A 25,377-nucleotide genomic window follows, 5' to 3' on the forward strand; every position below is an offset into this window, starting at 1 on the left:
CATCGGCCGGCGGGCGTTCCTTCGTTTTCGACAGGCCCGTAAACGTCCCGGTCTCCAGGCTTTGTGCTACTCCACGATATGGCGCCGAACACAGACCACTCGGACATCATCGACTGGGCCCCGCCTGAACGCCGGCCCGACGATCGCAGGGGAGATACCCGGCTCTGACCTCGGTGCGGCCGGGAGCTGGCTGTTGGTGCACGACGTGCCCGGGTTGTCAGCTGCTGGGGAGGCCGTCGTGAGCGGGACTGATCGGGGGCAGAAGGGCGGCCGAGACGAGGGTCGCCACCCACGCGATCGCCGTGATGACCAGCACCGGGGTTCGGCAGCGGCGGCGGTTACGTGCCTCGGGTGTCATCGGGCCTCCGGCATCCTCGTGAGGGGAAAGGGATCGTTCGCCGCCGCTGGCCGAACAGGGTCAGCGACCTTCGCGGAAGACGCTGATCCGGCCGATGCTCACCGCGTCCCGGTCGGTGATCGGAAGGACGGGCACGATCCGGACCGGAAGGCTGTCCACGTCGAAGGCGCCCTGCAGATGGAGCCGGTCGACGATGTCAGTGATCTCAAGGGCGAAGGTGAGGCCCTGGCCGGCATGCTCGGAGTCGGCCTCGCTGGCGTTACGCAGGCCGAACGGCGCGACGCCATCGGCGAGCAGTTCGGGATGGTCGGCCGGGTCCTCGTCCTCGGGCACGCCGACGTAGACGTTGAAGGCGGCCGTGTCCGACTGGCCGCGCACGTTCTCGACGTTGAGGAACACGCGGTCCGGCGCCGGCTGCTGGTCCCTGGTCGACAGCTCGGGGGTGAGACTCGAGATGACCTTGCGTCGCGTGCGCGGGTCGAGCCGCACGTGACCGTGCACGTCGCGGCCCTGGATCGGCAGTCGCCCGGAGGAGGCGCCGACCAGTTCGACGTTGGTGTTCTCCGGCATGGCCTGAGCCTCTTCCGTCTGTGCTTCTTCTGTCCGCGCCTGGTCGGTGAACCCGAGACGTTCCAGCCGCGTGGAGACCGGCACCGCAGCGGCCGTCGGTGTCAGGGTCGCATAGCTGTACCCAAGAGTTGTCAGGCTGACGACCTGGCCGGGCGTGAAGGTCCAGGTGCTGCCGGTGTGCAGCGGCATCACGAAGGGCCGCTGGCCGCTGACGGCCGGCCCGCCGATCCAGCGGGAGTTCGTGGGATTGGTATGGCCTGCCGACGATGTGTTCCAGGACTCCCACAGCCGGTCGATGTTGGCGTGGTGCAGCCAGAAGATCGGGTCGAGCCCGGCGCTGTCGGGATTCGCCATGAGCCCCGACTGACCTCCCGAGCTGCCCCCGACCAGAAGGTGCACCATGTTGTGCGGCTGGTTCTCCAAGCGGCCGGGAACGGACCCGGTGTGCGAGAAGCCGGTGTCGATGCCGCCGAAACCCGGGCTGCCGCCGCTCGACACCCCGGTGAAGAGGGTCTCGTTCATCGCGGCCAGGTTCACCTGGTTCAACGGTATGGTGACATTGCCGTCTCCGTTCGGGCCGTACCGTGCCGGCACGTAGAGCGGGTTGGTTCCGCCGTCGGGCCAGGTGGGTGAGGCGAACGCGGGCGGAAGGGCGTTCTGGCCGGCGCCGAAGTAGTTCCAGTACGGCAACGTCCAGTCGGTGGGCCCGCCGATGCTCGCCACCGCGGCCCGGAGATTGTCCTCGAAGGCGTACACGTACCCGCGGTGCCAGGGCAGAAAGTACCAGCTGGCGTGCTGGCACTGGGCCCAGAACTGGCTCTGCACGCTGCTGCTCGGCAGTTGGTCGGACGCGCTGAGGTAGCCGCGCTGGGTCCACAGCTGCTGGTTGAAACCGTGGATCGCGGCAAGGAAACGCCAGCTCTTGGGATTGGCGATGGGCAGTGCCTTCATCACGGCGACACCACGGGCGTACCAGAGGATCGGATCGGCCCAGGTGCCACCAAGATCGTAGACGTTGGAACGGACATTCGCCATCGTTTCCCCCTTTGGCTCCGGCGGCCCGACGGCGACGGCGATCCGCCGAGAATCGCCTTTCCTGTCAGGACGCGATGCTTCGTCATGATGGCAGCGCCCGGCCACTTTGAAAACATGGTTCGCCAGAAATTTTCCTGGTGGAACCGGTGTCGTCTGGTGTTCATGAAACTTTCTTCGGGTAAGCAGCCGCGCGGTTTTCCGGGGTGGCGGACATGGGTCCGCGTTGCTGGATCATTGGCGTTCTCGCGATAATTACAAGGTGGCCGGTGTGTCGTTCGCCGCGTGGAAACCGACGGGGCCGGAGGCGTCCGCGGAAATCCTGACGAGGATTGGGTTGCACTCCCTGGAGTCATCCGGCACTTCGGATGCATCCGTTCCGGGGAGAGGTGGGAGCTGGGTCATGGACGGTGAACGCAGGACGGCACTTTCCAGACCGGCGGCGCGGGTGTCGGGTGACACGATGCGTGTTCCCTGGCGGAGTTCTGCTCACTCCTGGCGGGCGATGTACATGCGGTCATATGGTCAGTGCTCGGACCGGGCAGGAGAAGCGGAAGGACGGCCGCGATGGCGAGGAGCTCCGCAGATCCCGACGACCTGGGTCGTTTCGTGACGGACGCCCACGCGGCCCGGGAGGGTCTGTTCCTCCAGGTGCTGGGAGTGCGCGCGTATTACGACGACGTGGTGGCGCGACTGGGGCCCCAGTACAGTCTGTCGCATCCCGATCTGTGGGCGAAGATGGGCAGGCATCTGACCGACGCCGGCGTCCTGGAGGATTTCGTGGGCGCGGTCCGGGACGCCTTTGTGGCGGCGGACCGCGGGCCGGGTCAGGTGACGGTGAGTGACAACCGCATCGCCTGGTATCTGGAACAGGCCGGGATCACGGCCCTACCGACGGAAACGTTGACGGTGGACGCGCCGGAGACGCGGGGCCGGTTGCTGGACAGCGGATTCGTGGATGATCCGGTGTGCACCGCGAACGGGAACTTCGTGATGCAGGAGTTCGACCTGCCACTGCCGGGCCGGGCGGCGGTGGCGGGGTGGCAGCGGACGTACAACTCCCGGGCCTACGGCCGGCCCGGTGCGCTGGGCCGCGGCTGGTCCTGCTGGGCGGACACGGTGCTGGACCTGGGCGACGATCCGGTCGGCCCGGTCGGCCCGGTCGGCCCGGCCCCTGCGGCCGGTCAGGGTGGTGCGTCCGGCCCCGCCGAGGTGCTGGGCTGGCGGGGGCTGGACGGTGCCGAGTCGCTGGTGGCGTGGCCCCGGGCGGACATGCCGACGGCCATGGCGGGTCTTGGCGGAACGCTCCACCTCGACGGGGGCGGTTTCCGTTTCACCCGGGGGCAGGACGAGAGCTGGTGGTACGACGGGTCGGGCCGGCCGGTGCGGGTGCGCAGCGGGCCGTCGGAGATCGTCCTGACCTGGGCGGACGGCCGGCTGGAGCGGGTCGGCTATCCGCGGTCGGGGCGGTTTCTGGACGTGGGGTGGGACGACGCCGGGGAGCTGATAACGGCGGTCCGGGCGAGCGACGGCCGGGTGGTGCGGTATTCCTATGACGATGGCCGGCTGGTGGCCGTCGAGGGCGGCCCGCAGGGCGCGCAGCGGTATCGCCATGAGGGCGAGCTGCTGGCGGAGGCTTTTGACGCCGACGGTGTGCGGCTTTTCCACAACACCTATGACGGCGCTGGCAGGGTGCTGGCCCAGGCCGCGCCGGAGGGCAGGGTCGTCCGATTCGACTACCCCGGCGGGTACCGGACGCTCGTCACCGACAGTTCTGATGGCCCGGGTGGTGCGGGTGGCGGTGCCATCAACGAATACCGGCATGACACGGCCGGCCGGCTGGTGTGTGTGGTCGACGACGCCGACCGCGCCTTTCGCCGGGTCTTCGACGAGTCCGGCCGGCTGCGCGGCGTTCGGGAGCGATCCGGGGCGTCCTGGTCGATGGACTACGACGACGCCGGGAACCTGAGCCGCCGGACCGGGCCGAACGGGGGCACCGAGCAGTGGGTCTGGGATTCCGCCGGCCGGCTGGGCACCCATACCGGTCCGGATGGTTCCCGCACCCGTTGGCTGTATGCCGGCGCGGCCCGGACGCCGGTGGAGATCGTGGACGCGGCGGGCGCCGTCACCCGGATCACGGTGACCGCCGATGACCTGCCCTCCCGCATCGTCGATCCGGACGGGGTCTCCACCCATCTGCGCTGGGACGGTGACGGTCAGCTGGTCGGGACGCGGGTGGCCGGTGGGGGGCGGGTGCGGCTGCGCTACGACGCTGCCGGCCGGCTGGTCGGCATGGTCGGCGCGGACGGCGGGTCATGGCGCTGGGAGTGCGACGAGGCGGGCCGGGTGGTGGCGCAGGAGGCCCCCGACGGGACACGCAGCCGCTTCACCCACACTCCGGCCGGTCGGCGCGACGGCTACCTCGACCCGGCCGGCGGCTGGTGGCGTTCCCGTTACGGCCCGCACGGCCTGGTCGAGGAGGTCACCGATCCCACCGGCTCGTCCGTCCGCTTCGGCTACGACCTCGTCGGCAACACCACGTCGATCATGGCGCCGGACGGTCAGGTGTTCGCCTTCGAGTACGACGGCCTGAGCCGGCTGACAGCGCTGCGGGACCCGGCCGGCTCGACCTGCCGGCGTGACTACGACCCGGACGGCCGGCTGACCGTCGAGACCGACGCCGAGGGGCGCGAGTGGCGCCACGGCTATGACGCGGCGGGTCACCCGACCGAGCTCACCGGCCCGGACGGGCGGGTCTGGCGCCGTGGCTACGACCCCGCCGGCCGGCTCGTCAGCGAGACCGAGCCTGACGGGGCGACCGTCCGCCACGAGTACGACCCGGCCGGCCGGCGCACCGCGGTCATCGACGCGGCCGGCCGGCGCAGCACCGCGCGATGGACACCGGGTGGCCGCCTCGCCGCGCAGGTCACACCGTCCGGCCGGCGCACCAGCCACGGCTACGACTCCGCCGGACGCCTCGCCCAGACGGTCTCCCCAGCCGGGGGGATCACCCGCTACCAGCACGACCCCGCCGGCCGGCCGACCACACTGACCACGGCGGCGGGCCGGCGGACGCGCTGGGAGTACGACGCCCGAGGCGACGTCCGGGCGATCGTCGACTCCGACGGGGGCCGCACCGAGATGGTCCGCGACCACCTGGGGCTACCGACCACGATCACCGGCCCCGATGGCGCGGTGCACGCCTACACCTACGACGCGCGCGGCGGGATGCTCTCCGCGGTGGACCCGCTGGGCGCGGTCACCCGTTACGCATACGACGTTCGCGGCCAGCTACGGGAGTGGACCGACCCGGCTGGTGGCCGTCACGAGCTGGCCTACGACGCGGTCGGCTGGCTGACCGGCCACACCGACCCGCTCGGCCGCACCACCAGCGTCACCCACACCCGCAGCGGCCTGGTCGACACCGTTCGCCACGCCGACGGGACCGGTCTGCGCTGGTGGCATGACATCGCCGGTCGCCCCACCGGCGTCGGCCTTCCCGACGAACCCCAGCCTCGCCTCCAGTACAGCTACGACGAGGCCGACCGCCTCACCCGCGCCGACCAGAGCTCCGCGGTCCCGGTGACCCGCGCGACCCGCACCGCCGCCCGCCCGATCGCCGCCACCTACGGTCCCACCAGCGACTTCGCGGACCGCAGTGTCACCCTGACCTATGACGTGACGGGCCGGCTGCTGACCCGCAGCACGGCGGCTGGCCGGCTGGAATGGACCTACGATCCGGATGGCCGCTGCCTGACGGTCGGCCAGCCGGGGCGGGCGCCGATCCGCCACGACCACGACGCCGACGGCAACCTGAGCGCCGTCGAGCATCCACTGCTGGGCCGCCGCGCGATCCTGCGCGACGCCGACGGCCGGCCGCTGCACCCCGACCGCATCGTCGAACGCGATCCCGCCGGCCGGACAACCCGGCTCGTCGACCAGGGCCGGGAGATGCGCTTCGCCTACGACGCCGCCGGCCAGCTCGTCACCGCCGACGGCCCGTGGGGACGCCAGACCCTGACCTGGGACGCCGCCGGCCGCCTGCGAACCGAAACCCACCGCACCGCGGCAACGGCCGCCAGCACAGCCACCATCGACCACTGGACCTACGACGCCGCCGGCCAGCTCGTGGAACACCAACGCGACACCGCCGGCCCGCCCGTCGCCGCCGCCCCGCCCGTCGCCGCCGGCCCGTCCACCCGGGCCGGACAGCCCGCGACCCAGACCAGCCGCACCCTTTTCAGCTACGACGCCGCTGGCCGCCGCACCACCGTCACCGGCCCGACCGGCACCCGCACCTACGCCTGGGACGCCTTCGGCCGGATCAGCGCCGTCCACGCGAGCGGCACCTCCGGAACGGACCAGACGATCAACTGGGTGCTGGACGCCCTCGGTGACCCCCTCCAGATCGACGGCACATCGCTGCTGTGGGACCCGGTCACCTGGCCCGGCACCGTCCACTCCCTCGGCACCACCACCTACACCCACACCGACGACGCCATCGGCGTCCTGCCCGCCTCCTCGTCCCCGCCAACAGGCCCGCCCAGCTGGTACGCCACCGACTGGCAGCACTCCCTCGGCGGTGCCCCCGGAGTCCCCGGCGCCTACGACCCGTGGGGCAGCCCGATCCCCGCCGGCCCGACCGACCCGCCGGCGAATCGACTGATCGGCCTTGGATACCGCGGTGAGCTGACCGTCGACGGCCTGGTCTGGCAGCGCGAGCGCCTCCTGGACCCGGCCACCCGTTCGTTCCTGAGCCCCGACCCGCTCGAGCACGTCCCCGGCATGCCCGGCGCCGGAAACCCCTACCACTACGCCTGGAACGACCCGGTCGGCCGCCTCGACCCCACCGGTCTCAAACCCATCAGCGACGATGCCTACGACGCCTACCGATCCCAGCAGACCAGGAACACCTTCGGCCGCGCCTGGCACACGATCGAACACGACCCCTGGGGCACCCTCGCCGCCGCTGGTGTCATCGCCGTCGGCGTCGGTCTGTGTTTCACACCCCTGGCTCCCCTCGCCGCCGCCGGCAGCGGCATCCTGTTCGGCGCCGGTATCAGCGCCGGTATCGGGCTGGCCACCGGTTCCTTCGATCCCCGGGACGTGGCCATCAGCGGCGCCGCCGGCGGAGTCGGAGCGGGCCTGGGTAACTATCGCGCCGTGTCGGTCATGACACCGAGGCTGTTCGCTCCGGCGACCACGGCGGGCGCGGCGACCGGCGGCATCGGTGATCTCACCGACCAGGAACTCACCAACCCCGGCCACCTCGACGTCGAACGCCTCGTCCAGAACACCGCCACCGGTGGTTTTCTCGGCGGTGCCAGCCGCTTTGTGTCCGGCCGGAACATCGCCGCCCGCACTATTCCGGTGATCGGGCGTCTACCCGACACCGCGGTCGCACAACGGTGGCCTGGCCACGAGGTACTGGCCCTAAGACCGTGGTTGACCGGGCCATGGAGCAAGGATATAAACGCTCGCTGGATGGACGGAATTATCAGGGAAAAACGCGTTGTCTATCTTGGCTCGGAGCCCGATATGGTGGATATTTTTGTAGAACGGAAAGGCGAGAATGTTTTGAGGGTGGAAGTGAGAACTTTGCTACTGGCAGGATACAAGCGCATGGGCGACTATTATGTCCCATCTGGAGGGTGATATGGCCGACCGGAAAAACTACGATTTCCACTCCCTTAACATTCCCCGGGAATTTTCGCGGGACGAAATTTATCTTCCGCGTCCTGTCGAACTTCCACAGGACGGAGAGGTTCTTTCTTTGCTGCGCGCGGTGGATTCGCGGCACGAGCTTGCCTACATGCACAGCCTTCTCGATAGGAGTGAAGCGGCGCAGCTGGGTGGATTTGGCTGTCGCGCTACCATGATAGCGATTAGAAAGCAAGATCCAGAAATCCTCCGATGGGGTCTCGTCGCTTTTCTGATCTGGATACCTCACAGTGATGATTTTCGCGATGATCTTCCGGTCATGGCGCTTTTTGGGCACAGTGCCAAGAAGCTCGGGTTGAGTCCATGGCGTGAGTTTCGCCGAGCGGCGAAGCGTGTCCCGGTGGCGCGGGGCTGGGTGCGCGGCTGGCTGCTGAGGCTTCCTTGGGAGAGAAGCCTCAAGGCTTGGCGGTACGCCGAGTCAGCCGACGACGACGGTTTCTGTTACCAGCAAACAAATGTTGGGCCGATGACCCCTGAGATGAGAGATATGATCGAGAGTCGTGCGCCGATGACACCTGAGCTGAGAGCTGTGATCGAGGAGATAGAAGAACGAGCGAGAAAAAGAAAGCGCCGGCTCTGAGTTCGGTCGGCTTGACGCGCTGCCAGTAGCCAGCGTGTCCCTGTCATTTCGGTCAGGGCATTCGTGGCGCCGGTGGAGCTGATGCGCCTCCTTGGCCGCTGGGGAGGACGGGCCCGCACCCAGCAGGTGCCGGATCCGACTCACCCGCAGCACAGCGTTCTGGTCGTATTCGCGGTAGCCGTTCGCGCGACGGCGTGCCTCCAGCAGGCCCTGGGCCTGGTAATAGCGCAACTGGTGGGCGTTGACGCCCGTCCGACTGCTCGGTTCCCCAATGCGCACCGAGTCTCGCTTGACCTTCAGGCCGGCATCAACGTTGACGATGCTGCCATGAGTAACAGCCCCGATGCATTCGTGACAGTGATTGGACTCGGTCTGATGGGCCGGGCACTTGCCGGCGTCTTCCTGACGGCCGGGCATCCTACGGCCGTGTGAACCGTACGACCTCGAAGGCGGACCAGCTGGTGGCCGAGGGTGCTCGACTGGTGCCCGCCTTCGGCGACGCGCTGGCGGCCGGTCGCCTCACGATCATCTGTGTCGCCGACTACCAGGCCGTGCGCGAACTGCTCGGTGGGAACAGCATCGAACTGGACGGCACGATGGTGATCAATCTGACCTCGGGTAACTCGGCCCAGGCCCGGGAAACCGCCGCCGACCAAGGGCTGGATACCGACTTCATCGTTGGACGGTGAGAACGCCGTCCTGGACGGTTCCGATCAGGACGGTTTCGCCGGTCCAGGTGACTCCGGACGCGTGGCTGGGATTCTCAAGCCTGGTCGGGTCGGTTCCGACCAGCCGTAGTGCCGGTTCGCCGCACTGGGGTGGATAGGAACCGGCGAGTCCCGTGCAGAGGCGGCTGGTTCCGTCCGGCTCGAGCAGGACGTAACCCCGGACGCTCACCACCGTGCCGGCCGATGCCCGCCTCGCCTCGGCCACCCCGAGAACTCCTCCCGGCGTCGACTCGGGGGAGGACCGGGGGGAGGAGTTGGGGGTGGGACCGGGAGCGTCGGAGCTCGAGCAGGCGGCGGCACCTCCGAGCAGCAGACAGGCCAGCAGCAGAGCGGTTCGGGAGTTTCGCATGACAGCTGTCCCCGGCGTCGCGCGTGGGTGGGTGGGCCCTGATGCGGCGGGGTGGACGTTTCTGCCACCCCGCCGCGCTCACTCAGAGGTTCTTGATCGTATTGTAGAGGTCGCGCACCTCGTTGCCGAAGTACGGTCCGTTCCACTTGTACCGAACGCCGTTCGCGTTCCAGAACACCCAGCTGTTGACCGAGTCGAGGTAGCCGTAGGTTCCCCCGAATTCATCCAGCCAGGGGCCGCCGCTCGCACCCTCGGTCATGTTGCAGTTGATGCCGACGAAGCCACCGTCGTTGAACGTGTTGCCCGTGCAGTACTGCAGGGATCCGCCGTTGAACGGAGTGTTGACGGGATAGCCGAACTGGTAGATGAACTGGACCAGGGGATAGTTCCACTCGATCCCCTGGCCGCCGACGACGTTGACGACACGCTGGCCTGATCCGTTGGTGTTGAGGACGGCCGCGCCGAAGTCGTAGGCACGATTGCCGCTCTGCGTCCAGCTGGTCCAGCTCCAGAGCTGGCGCGCGGACCACACGCCGTAGGGAGCGTTACCGTTGTTGTAGCGGGGAATGAACACCCAGTTCGAGTGCCACTGGCCGCCGTTGCCGGGGTTCACACAGTGGCCGGCGGTGAAGACCAGGTTCTTTCCGTCGCTGTTGACGGTGCTCCCCGAGCAGGAGTACCCGACCCCGCTGCTGTTCGTGAAGAACACCCGGCCGGACGTTGTCGCCGGTGGGCTGGTGGTGGAGCCGTACCAGGGTGCCGCGGTCGCCCCGAAGCCCGGTCCGCTCCCACCACCGCTTTCTCCCCGTGCGGCGGGCGGCGCCTTCTGCGGCTGCACCCGACCGGTCGGGCCGGCCGCGACCGCGGGTCCCGGCTCACGCACCTTGGCCGGATCGGCCGCGGGAAGGTCCGCCGGTTTCGCGTTTCGTAGGCGTTCCGGCGTCCAGAACTGGGCCACCGCCGCCTTGTTCGTGGTTATCTCCGGGCTGGCCACCGGTCCGGAGCGGGCTGCACCCGGGGCAGCCGGATCTGCGACAGCGGGTAGGCCGAAACCCAGTCCGACAGCCAGTACGGTAGCTGCGGTAAGCGTCACCGTACGAGTCAGTTTGAGGCGATTTTTCACTCTCGCCAACCTCCTGTCCCACAATGCTCTCGCCGAGTGGAAAGAGCGATTGCATCGTGTCGGGAGGTTGAATGTTTCGAGCTTTCCGACACACCTCACTACGCCGGGCTTCGTGTCGCATTAAAGACAGGCTCGCGAAGTACGAGAAAGCTGTTTTCCGCGCATACCGGAACTGCGGAGATTCCCGGCGGATCGTATTTCCGGGATGATTGCGACTGGCTGGCCGACGGTCAGGGGCGTGAGACGTGTTCCGGTGTGGTGGTGCGGCGACCGGCTCCGTCGAGGGCCTGCCGTAGGAGCCCGGTCAGGGCGTCCCGTTCCGCGGGGTCGAGGCCGGCGAGGACCTCGTCCTCGATCGACTCCTGGGCGTGCTCGGCGTGTTCCAGTGCGATCCGGCCGGCCTCGGTCATCGCCACGAGATGGCGGCGGCGGTCGGCCGGATCGCGGCGCCGTTCGATCAGGCCGGCCGTCTCCAGGTCGTTCAGCATCAGGACGCAGTAGTTGGCGTCGACGCACAGGCCCTCGGCGAGCGCCTGCTGCGTGGTCCGGGCATGGTCGCGCAGGAAGGCCAGCGCGCCCAGGTCCTTGAGACTGATGCCCAGTAGTTCCGGGGTGCTGGCCCGGTGGACGAGCCGCGCCAGGCGGGTGAGCAGCACGATCGGCCCCGAGGTGATGGCGGCGTCCGACATGGGCCTATAGTAGCGTCCGGCAGATCATCACCTTGTCGGGATAATTTGCTGGACGGGACCGTCCTGTCAATGTCAGGATCGTGGCCGAGTGGGCCTCGGTCCACGCAGCTCGCTTCGACCGCCTTGTTCGACCGGCTCAGAGGAGATCCTTCGATGGTCAGGTCCGCCGATGTCTGATCCCACGATCGCCGCCGCCGCCGCGGGCCGGGCCGACCGTCGCCGCTGGATCGCGCTGGTGGTCGTGTGTCTGGCCATGTTGATGAACGCGCTCGACGCGTCGATCGTCAACGTCGCCCTGCCGGCGATCCAGGACAGCCTGGATTTCAGTCAGTCCAACCTCACCTGGGTCGTTGACGCCTACCTGATCGCCTTCGGGAGCTTCCTGCTGCTCGCCGGGCGCCTCGGCGACCTCGTCGGCCGCAAGAAGGTGTTCCTGACCGGCGTGGCCCTGTTCACCCTGGCCTCCCTGATCTGTGCGATAGCCCCGAACCAGGCGACGCTGATCGCGGGACGTTTCGGGCAGGGACTGGGTGGGGCCGTCTCGACCTCGGTCATCATGGCGATCGTCGTCACCGAGTTCCCGATTCCGGCCGAGCGGACCAGGGCGATGGGCGCCTACATGATGGTCACGCTGGCCGGCGGGTCGCTTGGCCTGCTGGCCGGCGGAGTTCTCACTCAAGCGGTGAGCTGGCACTGGATCTTTCTGATCAACCTGCCGATCGGGGTCGCGACGTTCGCCCTCGGGGTCGTCCTGATCGAGGAGAACGAGGGTCTCGGCCTCGGCGGCGGGGTGGATGTCACCGGTTCGCTGCTGGTCACCCTGTCGCTGCTGGTCGGCATCTACGCCATCGTCATGGCGGCCGGCCACGGCTGGCTTTCGGCTCACACCCTCGGCTACGGCGGGGTCTCGGTCGTCCTGCTGGTGGCGTTCTTCGTCGTCGAAGCCCGGCGGAAGAACCCGATCATGCCGCTGCGCATCCTGCGGCTGCGCAGCCTGGTCGGGTCCAGCGTCGTGCGCGGCTGCCTGTTCATCGGGATGCAGGTCCTGTTCTTCTTCGGCGCGCTCTACCTGCAGCAGGTCCGCGGCTACAGCCCGCTGCGCACCGGTTTCGCCTTCCTGCCGGTGACCCTTGTCGTCGCGGGCCTGTCGGTGGGCGTGGTCGGCCGGCTGCTCAACCGGTTCGGGCCGCTACCGGTGCTCCTGCCCGGCCTGGTCGCGTCGCTGGTCGGACTGTTGCTGCTCGCCCGGGTGGACGAGCACAGCGGCTATGCCACCGGCATGCTGCCCGCCCTGGTGATCCTCGGAACCGGCATGGCCTGCGCCACGGTTCCGTTGTTGTCGGTGGCGATGGCCGACGTTCCGCGCGCCGACGCCGGCCTCGCCTCCGGGATCGTCAACGTCTCCATCTGGCTCAGTTCGTCGGTCGGCCTCGCGGTCGTGTCCAGCGTGGCCGCCAGTCGGACGAAGTCCCTGGAAGGGCACGGGCACGCGGCCGCGAGCGCCCTGGTCAGCGGCTACCACCTCGGCTATCTGATCGGTGCCGGCTGTGTGGTGGCGGCCCTCGTCACCTTCTTCGCGATTCTGCTCGGCCCGGCGCGGGCGCTGTCGCCGGCGGCCATCAGTCGGCGGGCGGCGGCATCCGCGGTGACCATCCCGGAGCCGGCAGGCCCGGCCACTGCCCGCCCGCAGACAGCGGCTCCCGCCGAGGCGATCGCCCGCGACGCCTGATCCCAGCGGCCCGGTCAGCCGGCGGTCCTGTCATCCGATCACCCGGCGTCCGGTCACTCGGTCGGCTCGTCCTCGTCGAGAACCAGGGGGAGCAGGCCGGGGAAGCGGGCGTCGAACTCGGCGCGGCGCAGCCGGTTGAGGCGGCGTGAGCCCTGATCGACCTGCTCGAGCAGGCCGCAGGCGCGCAGCACGGCGAAGTGGTGGCTGGCGGTCGCCTTGGACACGGGCAGGTCGAAGGTGCCGCAGGTGCGGGTGAAGTCCGGCTCGCCGGCCAGGGTCCGCAGGATGGATCGGCGCACCGGGTCGGCGAGCGCGTCGAGAGCCGCCTGCAGGCTCACGTCGACCGGATCGGTATGCCGCAGGCTGTCGGCCCGCCGTGCCCTCGTCGTCATCGTGCCCTCGTCGTCATCGTGCCCTCGTCCTGATCCGCCTCGACACCCAGGCTGTTCGATGGCTATCGTACATCGCATGTGTTCGATCGAAACCGAACACATGCGGCGCGCGGGCGTCGCCTATCCGTGAAGGAGAGCAGCCATGACGGTGTCCATCGGACGGGTCGGCATCTGGGCCCCGTCCTTTGCCTGGAGCACTCCCGACGCCCTCACCCCCGATGCCCTGGAGGCGGTGGCCGAGCTCGACGAGCTGGGGTTCGGGGCGTTGTGGCTCGGCGCCAGCACCCCTGATCTCGTCCTGCCGGGGGCCCTGCTCGCCGCGACGAGCAGGATGACGATCGCCACCGCGATCGTGAACGTGTGGGCGGCGGAGGCGGACGAACTGGCGGCCAGCTTCCACCGGGTCGACGCGGCGCATCCGGGCCGGCTGCTGCTCGGGCTCGGTGCCAGCCACGCTCCCGTGGTGGCGGCGCTCGGGCGGACCTACACCCAGCCGCTGAAGCACCTCGAGGCCTACTTCGACGGCCTCGACGCGGCCCCGCGGCCGGTGCCGGGGGCGTCGCGTGTCCTGGCGGCACTGCGGCCGAAGGCGCTGGAACTGGCCGCACGCCGCACCGCCGGCGCCCACCCGTACCTCGTCACACCCGACCACACCCGGGCGGCCCGGGAGACGCTGGGCGACGGGCCGCTGCTGGTGCCGGAACAGAAGGTCGTGCTGGAACCCGACCGGACCGAGGCCCGACGGCTCGCCCGCCGCAACGTCAGCTACTACCTCGCGCTGCCCAACTACGTGCGCAACCTGCAGCTGATGGGCTTCACCGGCGACGATCTCACTGGCGAGGGCAGCGAACGGCTGCTCGACGCCCTGTACGCCTTCGGGGTCGAGCAGATCGTCGCGCGGGTCGCCGAGCACCACGCCGCCGGCGCCGATCATGTCGCGGTCCAGGTCATCTCCGCGGACACCGACGTGCGCACCCGCGTCGGCCGACCGTCCCGACCGCAGTGGCGCAGCCTGGCCGCCGCCCTGCTGTGACCCGCGGCCCACAGCCCGCACCGGACGTCAGCCGTGATCGGCCGTGGGAGTGACGCCCCGGGCAGTCCGTCACTCCACAGCGACAACAGCCGCGCGACCAGTTCTGTCATGGGGTGGGTGTGCCGCGCCGGAGCGTGGGGTCGAAGGTGGTGTCGCGGGCGGCCTTCTGCCAGGCGTCGACGTCGGCGCGGACCTCGTCAAGGTGTCGGAGGACAGCGTCGACGCCGTCGGGGCCGACCGGCAGCCGCAGCGGCACGTTGCCCGAACCCAGCACCTCGAGGACGAGGCTGGCCAGCTTCGCCGGGTCGCCGGCCTGATCGCCGTCGCCGCCTTCGACCATCGCCCGGGTGCTGCCCACGGAGGCGGCGTACGTTCCCCGGTCGGCGCTCGACGAACGGTTGGACGGGGCGAACAGGCTGGTGCGGAACGCTCCCGGCTCCACGATCAGCACGTCGACACCGAACGGACGGACCTCGTGCGCCAGACCCTCCGACCATCCTTCCAGGGCGAACTTCGTCGCGCTGTAGGCGGAGAACCCGGGCGCCGACATCTGGCCGCCCATGCTGCTGAGCTGCACGATCGCACCGCGACCCTGCTGGCGAAGCTGCGGCAGCACCGCCCGGGTAAGGGCCACCACGCCGAAGAAATGCAGCTCGAACAGGCTGCGCAGTTCGTCGTCGGACGTTTCCTCCGCGGCACCGACATGGGTGCGGCCCGCATTGTTGACCAGCACGTCGATACGGCCATGCCGGGCGAGGACGTCGTCCACGACGGACTGGGCGCGCGTCGTGTCGGTGACGTCGAACGGGACGACATCGAGGCGGTCGGGGAACCGCGCGGCGAGAGCGTCCAACGTGTCAGGACGACGGACCGCGGCGACGACGACGTCACCGGCCTCGATGGCCGCACGGGTGAAGGCGAGGCCGAAGCCGCTGTTCGCACCGGTGATGATCCATACCTTGTCCATGGGTCCAGCGTGGCGGGCCGGACCATGGTGCGTCCAGGACCAGCTGTGATAACCAACGGTTATGGATGTCCATGCCCTGCCGAAGGACGCCGGTGAGCTGCGGGACTACTGGCTGCTGACCGGGCTGCGTCCGACACCGCCGATCGGCGCGGTGGTGCGCAGCGTGGAGGAGACCTACGAGGCTCTGGTGGCCGGCATCGGCATCGTCCTGCTCGCCGCCGGTAACGCGCCGCTGCTCGACCGGGCCGGGGTGGTCACCCGTCCACTCGTCGACGGGCCCCGCACCCAGCTCGCGTTGGCCTGGCATCGCGACGACCGGCGCGAGGTCGTCCTTGACTTCGTTCGTGCCTGCCGGGACGTGGTCGCGGCCAGCGGTACACCGGCGGCGGGTCGTCGGCCGTCTCCCCACGACCGACCGGATGCCGAAACCTGACCTCCTGACCTCCTGACCGCGTTGACGGCCGGACGGCCTGGCCGCCGGATGGCCGGGTTCAGGGACGGCTTTGGCCGGTCTGTTCGAGTGCGGCCCGGTAGACGGTGGCATCGAACTGGAACGGGCCAAGTCCGTCCAGGTTCCAGGGGAGATGGCCGGTTCGGAATACGCGCCAGGTGATGAATGTGTCGGTGTCGCCATCCCCGAACCACGTCTCCACCGGCTGGTCGAGGAAATGCCGGCCTGGCCAGCGAACGTCTTCGTAGTGGCCGTGCCGTTGTCCGGTGGCGTCCATCGAATCCTTAGCCACGTAGGAATACGGCCGCCGCGGCCGGTCGTCGACGCCGTCGCGTATGCCTGCGCTGCCTCGAACCGCCGGGGTGTTACAAAGAACCATGGCGTTGTTGACGCGGGGCGCACGAATCGTCCTGGCCGTTGTGCCGGTTCTGCTTGCGGCGGCCTGTGCTGACGCCACCGTCTACGGGCGGGGTGGGGGAGTCGGCGGTGGTGCCGACGGCGGTGCGAAGGTGGCGTTGCGGGTGGACTGGATCGGTGGCTTCGTGACGCCGCAGATGCTGGTCACGCGGCTGCCGATCGTGGCCGTCTACGCCGACGGCCGGGTGGTGGACACTGGCCCGGAGTTCGCGATCGCCCCCGGGCCGGCGTGGCCCAACGTCCAGCTGCGGCGGATCTCGGTGGCGGATGTGCGCCGTCTGCTCGAGCTCGCGGCCGCCTCCGGTGTCGGGCGCGAGCGGGACTACGGCCAGCCGCCCGTCACGGACGTCCCCGCCACCCGCTTCACCATGCAGGACGCGGACGGCGTCACCACCGCCGAGGTACCGGCACTGCTCGAATCGGACGGCACCGGGCTGACACCCCACCAGCAGGCCGCCCGCCGAGCGGCCAGGAAACTCTACGACGCGCTCACCGACCTGCCCGCCACCCTCGGCGCGGGCGCGGTAGGCGAGCCGACCCCCTTCACCCCCACCGCCGTGGCCGCGGTCGCCTCACCCTGGACCGACCCCTGCACCGGCCCCGCCCCCGTACTCGAGCCCGCCAGCACCACCACCTCCTCGGACACCCCCATCTCGGCGGGCGGTGCGGCGCCGGGCGGGCTGTGCGCGGACGGGCTGCCGCGGCAACCCGAGCGGGTGTGGCCCGGGCCGCGGCTGCCGGGCGAGCCGATCGGTGACGGTCTGGATGTTGGCTGTGTGACAGCGGTGGGCGGTGCGGCGACGGCGGTGATCGAGGCCGCCCGCGAGGCGGTGGCCACCACCCCGTGGACGTCCGATGGCAGGCTGTGGCGGGTGAACCTGCGGCCGCTGCTGCCGGACGAGTCCGACTGCGCGGATCTGCGCGCCGCCAGCTGACCGGGAGGTCCGCGACGGTCACGGTGTCGCGCCCGTTCAGACGAGGGTGAGGCCGTGCAGGGCGGCCCAGCGGCCGACGTCCTCGCGGCGCAGCGCGGTGGCGAGCAGCTCGGGGAAGCGGTCGGGGGTGCAGGCGAAGGCCGGCGCGCCCAGCTCCGCGCAGGTCGCGGCGAGGGTGTGGCTGTAGGCGGGTGTGCCGTCGTCACACAGGGCCAGCAGCACGATCACGGTGACGCCGGAGTCGACCAGGCCCCGCAACCGGGCGATCAGTGACGACTGGTCACCGCCCTCGATGAGATCGCTGATCAGGAACAGGACGGTGTCGCTGGGGCGGCGCACCAGGCTCGCGCCGTAGCCGACCGCCCGGTCGATGTCGGTGCCGCCGCCGAGCTGGACCCCGAACAGCACGTCCACCGGATCGTCCAACTGGTCGGTGAGGTCGACGACGGACGTGTCGAAGACGACGAGGCTGGTGTTGACGGCCCGCAGACTCGCCAGTGACGCGCCCAGCACCCCGGCGTGGACGACCGATGACGCCATCGAGCCACTCTGGTCGATCAGCAGGATGACATCGCGTAGCGCCGCGGACCGGCGGGCACGCTGGTGCCCGATCAGCCGATCGACGATGACGGTGCGCTGGTCGGGCTGGTAGTTGCGCAGGTTGGCGAGGATGGTGGCGTTCCAGTCGACGTCGGCCAGCCGCGGGGTGCGGGTGCGTTGGGCCCGGTCGAGGGCGCCGAGGACCGCCGAACGCAGCGAGTGCTCGAGGCGCCGCTCGATCTCCTCGACGACTTTGCGGACCACCTCCCGAGCGGTCTGCCGGGTGCGTTCGGGCAGCGCCGAGCGCAGCGAGAGCAGGGTGCCGACGAGGTGCACGTCGGGTTCGGCGGCGGCCAGCAGTTCCGGTTCCAGCAGCATCCGGGTGATCCCGAGCCGGGTGACCGCGTCGCGCTGGAGCACCTGCACCACCGAGGACGGAAAGTAGTCGCGGATGTCCCCAAGCCAGCGGGCCACCGCGGGCGCCGAGCCGCCGAGCCCCGCCGATCGGCGCTGCCGCGTCCCACGTCCGGCGGAACCCGTACCGGAGCCGTTGCCGTCCTGGTCGGTGTCGTAGAGCGCGGCCAGGGCGGTGTCGATCTCCACGTCCCGTTGCGACAGGCCATGCGCCCCCTGCACCATGGATGCGGCCGGAGTGCCGAGGACCAGACGCCACCGACGCAGCCGCTCGTCCTCCCCACCCGCCACGCCCGCCGCAGTCGCAGGTGTGCTCGCGGTCGCGGTCGTGCCCTGGTCTGGAGTCGTGGGCGTGGGCGTGGGTGCCGCGGTGGCGGTGGGAGTGGGCTGGTCAGGTGGCATGAGGGTTGTCCTCGTCCATGGGGGTGAGTCCCAGCAGGATGGTCAGGGTGGGCAGGACGGTCCGGACCCGGTCGAAGTCCCACGCCGGGCCGGTGGCTGGGCCGAGGCCGGGACCAGCCGGCTGGCCGCTGGCGGACGTCACCGCCGAGGCAGCCACCGCCGCGTCCGCCATCGCCGGGGCCGCCGCCGAACCTGCCATCGCGGGTGCTGGCACCGCACCGGCCTGGGCGGGCTGGGGCTGGGTGGGCTGGGGCAGACCGGCGCGGACACGTTCGCCGATCATGCGGCGTTCGGGGTGGCTGAAGGCGGCGAACCCGCGGCGCAGCGGGGCCAGCGCGACGACGAAGTCGTCCTCGGCGAGCCCACACAGCCAGCTGTCGACCAGCGCCAGCAGCGCCGGGTCGCGGGCGAGCACCGAACCCGTCCGACCGAGGAAGCCGGCGAGCCAACGCGCGGCCTCGGCGGGGGCGCCGCCCGCGGTGGACAGCGCTCGGGCCAGCCGAGTCGACAGCTCCACCGGGTCGATCCGACCAGCGTCGGACAGGATGCGGGTGCACCGCCCGGCCACCAGCGTGTTGCCGCCGGACTGGCCGGCGACAGCGGCCACCGCCGTGTGCCAGCGGCCGATGTGGTCCTGCTCGGCGATCAGGGTGAAGGCGGCGTCGGCGCCGTCGATCGCGGTCACCATCGCGTCCGCGGCGTCGTCGTCCAGGCTGACGCAGCCGGGGGGCAGCCCGGCGCAGATCCGGGTCATCAGGCTGGTCACCAGGCCGACGACCAGCGAGGTGTCCGTGCCGCGGACATCGCCGTAGCGGTGCACGCGGGCCAGCGGGGTGAGTGCCCGCATCAGGTGGGCGACGTCGCCGGTGGCGGCAGCCCGGCGTTCGAGACCGGTCGACACCGCCGTTAGCGCGGCCGGCAGGTCGGCGAGGACCACCTGCTCGAACAGTTCGGTGATGGTCGCGAGGTCACCGGCCTGGCCGATGCGCACGGCGACGACCGCGGCGGCGGCGTCCTCGACGGTGGCGCCGTGGCGGGCGGCCGAGACGAGGGCGAGCGCGAACGACGGCTGCCACGCCAACCGCCAGGCCTCGGCGAAGGTACCGGTGCTGCTCGTGTGCGCCGGGATGCCCCAGTCGACGTCCAGCAGGCGCAGCCGGTGCAGCAGGGCGCTGCGTTCCCGGTCGAGGTCACGGCGCAGATCCAGGCGCAGCGGGCGCTCGGTCGGGTTCGGGGCGAGCCGTAGCCGCTTCTGCGCGCGGGCGACATCGGCGGCCAGCGGCACGGTCGGGACGTCCGGGCCGACCATGCCGACGACATCGCCGATGACAAGCCGCTCGCGGATGACGCGCAGCGGCACCGGATCGCCGGCGCACAGCCCGGCGAGCACGGCGTCATCGAGTTCGGTCAGGCCGGGAACGGTCCGGTCGCGGACCGCGGCGAGCGCCTCGGCCAGCCGGACGGTCTCCACCGCCGACGCCGTCGACGCGGGCAGGTCGGCGGCGCGCAGAAGGGCGGCGACCCGGGCCACCCAACGGGAGGTGACCTGGTCGGGTGCGGCCCACAGATGCTGGTACCAGCCGGGTGAGGTGATGCCGGCGCCGTAACCGGAGTCGGTGGCCAGCAGCGCGTGGGTCCACGGCACCCAGGTCGTGGCGGTGCGCACCGGACGGACACCGCGCAGCAGCGCCCGGTCCGCGGTGACGCTGCCCCGGCCGGCCTGGCCGGTCCGCCCGGTCAGCGCCGGGACGTGCCAGGCACCGCAGATCACGGCGATGCGCTGGGCCGCGTCCGCCGAGGTGCTGGCGGCACGGATCTCCAGGCGCATGTGCGCCTCGCGAAGCTCGTCCCGGGCCTGGCGAAGCCCATCCTGACCCTGGCGAAGCCCGGCACCGGCGACGTCGGCTTCGCGCAGGGCCACCATCGACTCCGCCACGGCGGCGAACAGGTCCACCGCGGCCGTCCCGCTGGCCATGGTCGTCCCGCTGGCCGCGGGCGTCCCGCCCGCTACGGGCACGGTGCTGTGCATGGCCGCGGCGGTGTCCGGGCGGCGGTGCTCGACGAGGTCCTCCCAGAAACGCTCCGGGTCGTCGTGGCCGGCGGCGAAGGCCAGCCAGCCGAGCGGGTCGGCGGCCAGGTCGAGGCCGCAGAACCCGCTGGCGTCACCACCGGTGTCACCGCCGTCCGTGCTGGTCGGTGTGGCGCGGGGTTCAGGGGTGGCCGCGGCGGCCACCTGGATGGTGGTTTCCGCGGCGGCGCGGCGGCGCAGGGCCAGGTCGTGGCCGAACGGCAGGTCGATGAACCGGGTGGGCACACCGGCCGCCTGGCCGTACCGCAGGGCCTGCCATTCCGGCGAGAACTCGGCGAACGGCCAGAACGCGGCGTCCCGCGGCTCGTCGACGGCATAGGCGGTCAGGGCCACCGGCGGGGTGAGGGCACCGAGATGCGTGAGCGCGTCGTTGCCTTCGGGTGGGCCCTCGACCAGGATCAGGTCGGGGGCGAGTTCGGTGAGCGCGGCCCGCACCATCCGGGCGGAGCCCGGCCCGTGATGGCGGACGCCGAGCACGGTCACGCCCATCAGGCGCCGCCGGCGGCCACGGCACCGTCATCGGCCAGGTCCTGGCAGGCACGGTAGAGGTCCCTCCAGCCGGGGCGGGCGCGGACGACGCCCTCCAGGTACTCCTGCCAGGCGACCGGGTCCGTCGACGGGTCCTTGATCACGGCGCCGAGGAGGCCGGCGGCGATGTCCTCGGCGCGCAGCTGGCCGTCGCCGAAGTGGGTGGCCAGGGTCATACCGCCGGTGATCACACTGATCGCCTCGGCGGTGGACAGCGTCGCGGTCGGCGTCCTGACGGTGGTGCGGCCGTCCGCGGTGACCCCGGCGCGCAGCTCCCGGAAGATCCGCACGACCCGGCGGACCTCGTCGAGGGCCGGCGGCTCGTCCGGCAGCGCCAGCGCCCGGCCGATCTCGGCGACCCGCCGGGTGACGATCTCCACCTCGGCGTCCTCGGTGGCCGGCAGCGGCAGGATGACGGTGTTGAACCGGCGTCGCAGCGCCGAGGACATCTCGTTGACGCCCCGGTCGCGATCGTTCGCGGTGGCGATGACGGTGAACCCGGCGACGGCCTGGATCTCACTGGAGAGCTCGGGGATCGGCAGCGTCTTCTCGGACAGCACGGTGATCAGCGCGTCCTGCACCTCGGCGCCCATCCGGGTGAGCTCCTCGACCCGGGCGACCGATCCGCGGGTCATCGCCCGCATCACCGGCGAGGGCACCAGGGCGTCGTGGGACGGCCCTTCGGCGATCAGCCGGGCGTAGTTCCAGCCGTAGCGGACGGCGTCCTCGGAGGTGCCGGCGGTGCCCTGCACCACAAGGGTCGAGTCGCCGCTGATGGCGGCGGCGAGGTGCTCGGACAGCCAGGTCTTGGCCGTGCCCGGACTGCCGAGCAGCAGCAGCGCCCGGTCGGTGGCCAGGGTGGCGACGGCGACCTCGACGAGCCGGCGCGAACCGATGTACTTCGCCGAGATGACCGTGCCGTCCTCGAGCACGCCGCCCAGCAGGTAGGTGACGACCGCCCAGGGCGAGAGCCGCCAGGACGGCGGACGGACCCTGGTGTCAGCGGCGGCCAGCGCCGCGAGTTCGCCCGCGTAGGCCTGTTCGGCGTGCGGGCGCAGCAGCGGCGGTGCCTCGGCGTCGGCGGCCGCGTCGACAGTCCGGGAGGGGGCGGGCTGGGCGTCGGCGGTCTGTGTGGGGGCGGTGACGGGCGGGGTCAACGTGGGCCTTCCTGGACGAGGCGGGCCGGGCGGGGCGGCCCGGTGTGGTCGGGAGATGGCGGGGTGGCCAGGGCGGCGTACAGCTGCCGCCGGGCGTCGAGGGCCGCGCGGAGCTGGGCGTGGTCGCCGGCGAACACCGGGGCGATCGCGTCCGGGGCGAGGGCGTCGAAGCCGGCGTCCGGGGCGAGTCGCCAGGCGGCGGTCGTCAGCAGCTGACGGACAGGCGGCACCGCCCAGTGGTCGGGGGCGTCGCCGGTGATCAGCGTGGTGATGGTGGCCAGCGCCGTCCGGGACAGCGCCGCCGACCAGGGGCCGGTGATGCCGGTGAGCAGGACCGCCGCGAGCTCCGCTGGCGATCGCCGCCGAAGCGTTGGCCGGGACGCCGCCGGTGGGTTTCGCCCGGTGGCGTTCTCTGCGCCGGGGTTTTCGGCGCCGAGACGCTGGCATCGCTGCAGGGCGAGGCCGAGGGCCTCGGCACGGGCGGGCTCGGCCAGGCAGTTGACCAGGCGAGCCAGTTCGCCCGGCTCGGAGTAGGGGATGAGCGCCAGGACCCACTCCGGTTGGGCGTGGCGGATCACAGCGGTGCGCAGCCAGTCACGCATCCGGGCGGCCGGAGCGTGCCGTACACCGGCGATGGCGACCTCGGCGGCGAGGAACTCCGCCGGGGTCAGCCCGCTACGCTCGGCCCATCGAGCCGGGTCGACCCGGGCCAGCTCGCCGTACAGCAGCATCGCGCGGTAGTCGGCGGCGCCGATGCCGGGCTCGCGCTGGCGGGGATCGGTGATCTGGTCGCGGCGCATCTCGTCGGTGAGCTCGATGGGGGTGGCGAACTCCAGCCGGTGGCGGCGCCGCCCGGGTAGCCCATGGCGGGTAACGGTGAGCAGCCCGTCGGTTCGCCTCGCCGCCCGGGTCTCGATGCCGGCGCCGGGCAGGGCGAGCGCGGTGCGCACGGCGGCCTGGGCGACGTCGGCGCGTCGGTCGCCGAGCGCGTGGTCGAGCAGGTCGACGTCCCAGGGGCCGAGGCCGGTCCGCAGGATCTCGCAGTAGGCGACCCGCTGCGCCGCGGTGGCCTGGTCGAACGGCGCGAACGCCGGGCCGCCCGCGGGGCCGCGCAGCAGCGCCGCCGCGGCGGCCGGATCGTGCTGGCGCAGCTGCCGCAGCAGGGTTCGGCGGGTGGCCGCCTTCGCCGTCGCCCAGCTGGCCTGGCCACTCGCCGCCGACGACGACGCTTCGTGGGCTGCCTCCACGGCGAGCGCCCACGCACCGTCCGGGTGCAGGTCGGCGAGCCACCGGCCACGCGCACCGAGCACCCTGCTGATAGTCATCCGGAGGTCCGACTCGCGCTGGCCCCGCGACAGCAGATCGCAGAGCAGCTCGGCCGGCGCGTGCCAGCCGGTTTCGGCCATCGCCGTCAGCCAGGCCCGCAGCGCTTCGGGCTGCGAACCGGCGAGCACCTCCTCGAGCAGGCGGGCATGCTCCGGGGCCAGGACCCGGGCCTGGTCGGACGGCGCCTGGGCGGGGGCGGGAAGCCCCGCGGCCCAGGTGGGGAGCTGCCCCGCCCGGCGCGCACCGGCCGCGAGCGCGGCGGTGCGCAGCAGCAGCTCCGCGGCGACCGGCGCACCGTCGTCACGGCCCAGTGCCCGCGCCAGCTCAGGAACATCAGGGACGGCGGCGCGGCCCGTGCCGACCACCGCCGCGTCGATCAGCCGCGACCAGCCGGGTGCGGCCCGCACCGCCGGGGGTTCGTCGACCTCCGGGGCCGCCGGGACCGCCGGGGCCGGTGCCTGGACCGGGGACCGGACGGCGGACAGCGGGGTGAGCGCGAAGCCGTCCCATTCGACGGCCAGGTCAAGCCGGTGACCACCACCCACGGCGAGCAGCCACCAGCCCCAGCCGGCAGCGATGTCGCCGGCCAGCGGCAGTGCCTGCCCGTCACGGTCACGCAGCAACCACGGGGCCGCACCGTGGGGCGGGAGGACGGTGATCTCGTGGACGACGAACGCGACCGGATCGGCCCAGGGATCCACCTGCAACATGGCGGCGTAGGCGGCGAGCAACGCCACCCAGCTCGAGACCGCCTCGTCGGCGGGCACCGTGCCCTCGCCGGACACCAGCGTGGTCAGCGGCTCCGGGGCGGCGGCATCGGCGAGGGCGAGCCGGGTCGGCCGGCGCCCGGGGTAGGCGGCGACCACCGCCTGGACCCGGCTGAGCGCGGGCAGCCCCGGCGGCGGGGTCTGTTTCCCGGCGCCGTAGCTGACCAGCTGGGCGAGCCCGGGCGCCCCCGGCACCCGCAGCCACTGCCGGCGCCCCTGCAGCTTGCCGGCGACGAAGAGCCGATCACCCAGGACATCCACCGAGAAGTGCCGCCGCTCGCCGGCGAGAACATCCGCACTCGAGCGGGTGAAACCGACTCGGTCCCGCACCACCTCGACAAGCGCCGGTGGCAGCTCGGCCCGCCGTGACCAGCCCTGGCAGAGCAGGTGCAGCCGGGCGAGCCGATCGGTGAGCCGACCAGGCCAGTCGGGCCCGCCACGGGCGGCGATCAGGCCCATCTCCCGGACGGCCTCGGCGAGCCCGGGCGCCTGGGCATCCACCATCCGCGCCGCGGTGGCCTCCCACCAGGCCGGACGTTGGGCCTGGGCGGCGCCGAGCCCGCCGCGGGCCAGATCGAGCAGCCAACGGTCGAGCTCCGCCACGCCGCCGTCGACCCGGGCCTCCCGGCGGGCCAGGGTACGGGCCGACGACGCCGCCCTGCCCGCCGGGCGCACACCAGCGGCCACACCGGCGACCGGGGCGGCCCGGGCGGCCCGCCGCTCGAGCCACCCGGCCGCCCAGTCGGGTGGGGCACCGCCAGCGGCGACGGCGCCGGGAACCGCACCGGCGAGAAACAGCAGGCCCAGCGCGTGCTTGCACGGGAACTTACGGCTTGGACAGGTACAGGTGAAGGCGAAGGCGGCGCCGGTCAGCGCCACCACCTGATAGGGCTTCGACCCGCTGCCCCTGCAGGCACCCCACAGCGCACCGCCCTCGCGACCAAGCTCCGACCATCTGGCGGCCACACCGAGGCGTTCCCCGGCCCGGGCCGAGGCCGGGTCGGGGGCGAGCGCCAGCACGGCTTCGCGGGCCAGGGACGAACCGGGTGCGACGGACATGGGGCGATCCTGGCAACCACC

Annotated in this window: 19 protein-coding genes and 1 pseudogene; 7 read left to right on the forward strand and 13 right to left on the reverse strand. The window is 71.5% G+C overall.

Annotated features, from left to right (window positions below; genetic code table 11):
- Positions 1–217: 217 nt before the first annotated feature.
- Entirely contained in the window at positions 218–358 is a 141-nt protein-coding gene (locus tag MXD59_RS06880; RefSeq protein ID WP_248823940.1) for a hypothetical protein, read from the reverse strand.
- 60 nt (positions 359–418) lie between these two features.
- On the reverse strand, positions 419–1,963 hold the full coding sequence (locus tag MXD59_RS06885) for a DUF7868 domain-containing protein (RefSeq protein ID WP_248823941.1): 1,545 nt from the start codon (positions 1,961–1,963) through the stop codon (positions 419–421).
- A gap of 564 nt (positions 1,964–2,527) precedes the next feature.
- Between MXD59_RS06885 and MXD59_RS06890 the strand changes: the two genes are divergently transcribed.
- Together MXD59_RS06890 and MXD59_RS06895 are read left to right on the forward strand one after the other, a co-directional pair.
- Entirely contained in the window at positions 2,528–7,615 is a 5,088-nt protein-coding gene (locus MXD59_RS06890; RefSeq protein ID WP_248823942.1) for a DUF6531 domain-containing protein, read from the forward strand.
- Positions 7,596–8,261 (forward strand): hypothetical protein, encoded by a 666-nt coding sequence (locus MXD59_RS06895; RefSeq protein WP_248824089.1) that lies wholly within the window; start codon positions 7,596–7,598, stop codon positions 8,259–8,261. Before MXD59_RS06890 ends, MXD59_RS06895 begins: the two co-directional genes overlap by 20 nt.
- A gap of 144 nt (positions 8,262–8,405) precedes the next feature.
- On the opposite strand, the pseudogene MXD59_RS27740 reads toward MXD59_RS06895, so the two are convergent.
- Positions 8,406–8,678, reverse strand: a pseudogene (locus MXD59_RS27740) (MerR family DNA-binding transcriptional regulator); the annotation flags it as partial.
- A gap of 11 nt (positions 8,679–8,689) precedes the next feature.
- Between MXD59_RS27740 and MXD59_RS06905 the strand changes: the two are divergent.
- Complete coding sequence (locus tag MXD59_RS06905) at positions 8,690–8,950, forward strand: NAD(P)-binding domain-containing protein (protein WP_248823943.1); 261 nt, start codon at positions 8,690–8,692, stop codon at positions 8,948–8,950.
- On the opposite strand, the gene MXD59_RS06910 is transcribed toward MXD59_RS06905, so the two are convergent.
- The 3 genes from MXD59_RS06910 to MXD59_RS06920 form a co-directional block, all read right to left on the reverse strand.
- Positions 8,934–9,338, reverse strand: a complete 405-nt coding sequence (locus MXD59_RS06910; RefSeq protein WP_248823944.1) for a hypothetical protein — start codon at positions 9,336–9,338, stop codon at positions 8,934–8,936. The two genes, MXD59_RS06905 and MXD59_RS06910, sit on opposite strands and share 17 nt — an antisense overlap.
- A gap of 82 nt (positions 9,339–9,420) precedes the next feature.
- On the reverse strand, positions 9,421–10,296 hold the full coding sequence (locus MXD59_RS06915) for a trypsin-like serine peptidase (protein WP_248823945.1): 876 nt from the start codon (positions 10,294–10,296) through the stop codon (positions 9,421–9,423).
- Positions 10,297–10,691: 395 nt separating this feature from the next.
- Positions 10,692–11,150 carry a MarR family winged helix-turn-helix transcriptional regulator gene (locus tag MXD59_RS06920; RefSeq protein WP_248823946.1) on the reverse strand — a complete coding sequence of 153 codons (459 nt, stop codon included), beginning with the start codon at positions 11,148–11,150 and terminating at the stop codon, positions 10,692–10,694.
- A gap of 169 nt (positions 11,151–11,319) precedes the next feature.
- On the opposite strand from MXD59_RS06920, the gene MXD59_RS06925 reads away from it, so the two are divergent.
- Complete coding sequence (locus MXD59_RS06925) at positions 11,320–12,879, forward strand: MFS transporter (protein ID WP_248823947.1); 1,560 nt, start codon at positions 11,320–11,322, stop codon at positions 12,877–12,879.
- 53 nt (positions 12,880–12,932) lie between these two features.
- Here MXD59_RS06925 and MXD59_RS06930 read toward each other — a convergent pair whose 3' ends face one another.
- Positions 12,933–13,271, reverse strand: coding sequence for an ArsR/SmtB family transcription factor (locus tag MXD59_RS06930; RefSeq protein WP_248823948.1), 339 nt, complete (start codon positions 13,269–13,271; stop codon positions 12,933–12,935).
- Positions 13,272–13,413: 142 nt separating this feature from the next.
- On the opposite strand from MXD59_RS06930, the gene MXD59_RS06935 reads away from it, so the two are divergent.
- Positions 13,414–14,304: an LLM class F420-dependent oxidoreductase gene (locus MXD59_RS06935; protein WP_248823949.1), complete on the forward strand. Its 891-nt coding sequence runs from the start codon at positions 13,414–13,416 to the stop codon at positions 14,302–14,304.
- Positions 14,305–14,410: 106 nt separating this feature from the next.
- Here the strand turns inward: MXD59_RS06935 and MXD59_RS06940 are convergent, their stop codons facing one another.
- On the reverse strand, positions 14,411–15,271 hold the full coding sequence (locus tag MXD59_RS06940; RefSeq protein ID WP_248823950.1) for an SDR family NAD(P)-dependent oxidoreductase: 861 nt from the start codon (positions 15,269–15,271) through the stop codon (positions 14,411–14,413).
- A 61-nt stretch (positions 15,272–15,332) separates the two neighbouring features.
- Here MXD59_RS06940 and MXD59_RS06945 point away from each other — a divergent pair, with 61 nt between their 5' ends.
- The gene (locus tag MXD59_RS06945) at positions 15,333–15,704 is read left to right on the forward strand and encodes a LysR substrate-binding domain-containing protein (RefSeq protein ID WP_248823951.1); all 372 of its coding nucleotides are present in this window, start codon (positions 15,333–15,335) and stop codon (positions 15,702–15,704) included.
- Between the two features lie 58 nt (positions 15,705–15,762).
- Here the strand turns inward: MXD59_RS06945 and MXD59_RS06950 are convergent, their stop codons facing one another.
- Entirely contained in the window at positions 15,763–15,999 is a 237-nt protein-coding gene (locus MXD59_RS06950; RefSeq protein ID WP_248823952.1) for a hypothetical protein, read from the reverse strand.
- A gap of 100 nt (positions 16,000–16,099) precedes the next feature.
- On the opposite strand from MXD59_RS06950, the gene MXD59_RS06955 reads away from it, so the two are divergent.
- A complete protein-coding gene (locus tag MXD59_RS06955) occupies positions 16,100–17,074 on the forward strand; it encodes a cold shock domain-containing protein (RefSeq protein ID WP_248823953.1) in 975 nt (324 codons plus the stop codon).
- A gap of 36 nt (positions 17,075–17,110) precedes the next feature.
- Here the strand turns inward: MXD59_RS06955 and MXD59_RS06960 are convergent, their stop codons facing one another.
- From MXD59_RS06960 to MXD59_RS06975, 4 genes are read right to left on the reverse strand one after another with little or no spacing between them, the layout of a single operon-like run.
- Complete coding sequence (locus tag MXD59_RS06960) at positions 17,111–18,430, reverse strand: VWA domain-containing protein (protein ID WP_248823954.1); 1,320 nt, start codon at positions 18,428–18,430, stop codon at positions 17,111–17,113.
- A complete protein-coding gene (locus tag MXD59_RS06965) occupies positions 18,420–21,008 on the reverse strand; it encodes a DUF5682 family protein (RefSeq protein ID WP_248823955.1) in 2,589 nt (862 codons plus the stop codon). Before MXD59_RS06965 ends, MXD59_RS06960 begins: the two co-directional genes overlap by 11 nt.
- Positions 21,008–22,204: an ATP-binding protein gene (locus tag MXD59_RS06970; RefSeq protein ID WP_248823956.1), complete on the reverse strand. Its 1,197-nt coding sequence runs from the start codon at positions 22,202–22,204 to the stop codon at positions 21,008–21,010. Before MXD59_RS06970 ends, MXD59_RS06965 begins: the two co-directional genes overlap by 1 nt.
- Entirely contained in the window at positions 22,201–25,356 is a 3,156-nt protein-coding gene (locus MXD59_RS06975) for an SWIM zinc finger family protein (protein WP_248823957.1), read from the reverse strand. The genes MXD59_RS06970 and MXD59_RS06975 overlap by 4 nt, the downstream gene beginning before the upstream one ends.
- Positions 25,357–25,377 lie beyond the last annotated feature (21 nt).

The organism is Frankia umida (genome assembly GCF_023242945.1).
In the GTDB taxonomy this organism is placed as follows: domain Bacteria; phylum Actinomycetota; class Actinomycetes; order Frankiales; family Frankiaceae; genus Frankia; species Frankia umida.

What these genes read in the sequence shown, in the direction of transcription:
- MXD59_RS06880 (WP_248823940.1), bottom strand. Translation starts at nt 358, where the DNA reads ATGACACCCGAGGCACGTAACCGCCGCCGCTGCCGAACCCCGGTGCTG.
- MXD59_RS06885 (WP_248823941.1), bottom strand. Translation starts at nt 1,963, where the DNA reads ATGGCGAATGTCCGTTCCAACGTCTACGATCTTGGTGGCACCTGGGCC.
- MXD59_RS06890 (WP_248823942.1), top strand. Translation starts at nt 2,528, where the DNA reads ATGGCGAGGAGCTCCGCAGATCCCGACGACCTGGGTCGTTTCGTGACG.
- MXD59_RS06895 (WP_248824089.1), top strand. Translation starts at nt 7,596, where the DNA reads ATGTCCCATCTGGAGGGTGATATGGCCGACCGGAAAAACTACGATTTC.
- MXD59_RS06910 (WP_248823944.1), bottom strand. Translation starts at nt 9,338, where the DNA reads ATGCGAAACTCCCGAACCGCTCTGCTGCTGGCCTGTCTGCTGCTCGGA.
- MXD59_RS06920 (WP_248823946.1), bottom strand. Translation starts at nt 11,150, where the DNA reads ATGTCGGACGCCGCCATCACCTCGGGGCCGATCGTGCTGCTCACCCGC.
- MXD59_RS06925 (WP_248823947.1), top strand. Translation starts at nt 11,320, where the DNA reads ATGTCTGATCCCACGATCGCCGCCGCCGCCGCGGGCCGGGCCGACCGT.
- MXD59_RS06930 (WP_248823948.1), bottom strand. Translation starts at nt 13,271, where the DNA reads ATGACGACGAGGGCACGGCGGGCCGACAGCCTGCGGCATACCGATCCG.
- MXD59_RS06935 (WP_248823949.1), top strand. Translation starts at nt 13,414, where the DNA reads ATGACGGTGTCCATCGGACGGGTCGGCATCTGGGCCCCGTCCTTTGCC.
- MXD59_RS06940 (WP_248823950.1), bottom strand. Translation starts at nt 15,271, where the DNA reads ATGGACAAGGTATGGATCATCACCGGTGCGAACAGCGGCTTCGGCCTC.
- MXD59_RS06945 (WP_248823951.1), top strand. Translation starts at nt 15,333, where the DNA reads ATGGATGTCCATGCCCTGCCGAAGGACGCCGGTGAGCTGCGGGACTAC.
- MXD59_RS06950 (WP_248823952.1), bottom strand. Translation starts at nt 15,999, where the DNA reads ATGGACGCCACCGGACAACGGCACGGCCACTACGAAGACGTTCGCTGG.
- MXD59_RS06955 (WP_248823953.1), top strand. Translation starts at nt 16,100, where the DNA reads ATGGCGTTGTTGACGCGGGGCGCACGAATCGTCCTGGCCGTTGTGCCG.
- MXD59_RS06960 (WP_248823954.1), bottom strand. Translation starts at nt 18,430, where the DNA reads ATGCCACCTGACCAGCCCACTCCCACCGCCACCGCGGCACCCACGCCC.
- MXD59_RS06965 (WP_248823955.1), bottom strand. Translation starts at nt 21,008, where the DNA reads ATGGGCGTGACCGTGCTCGGCGTCCGCCATCACGGGCCGGGCTCCGCC.
- MXD59_RS06975 (WP_248823957.1), bottom strand. Translation starts at nt 25,356, where the DNA reads ATGTCCGTCGCACCCGGTTCGTCCCTGGCCCGCGAAGCCGTGCTGGCG.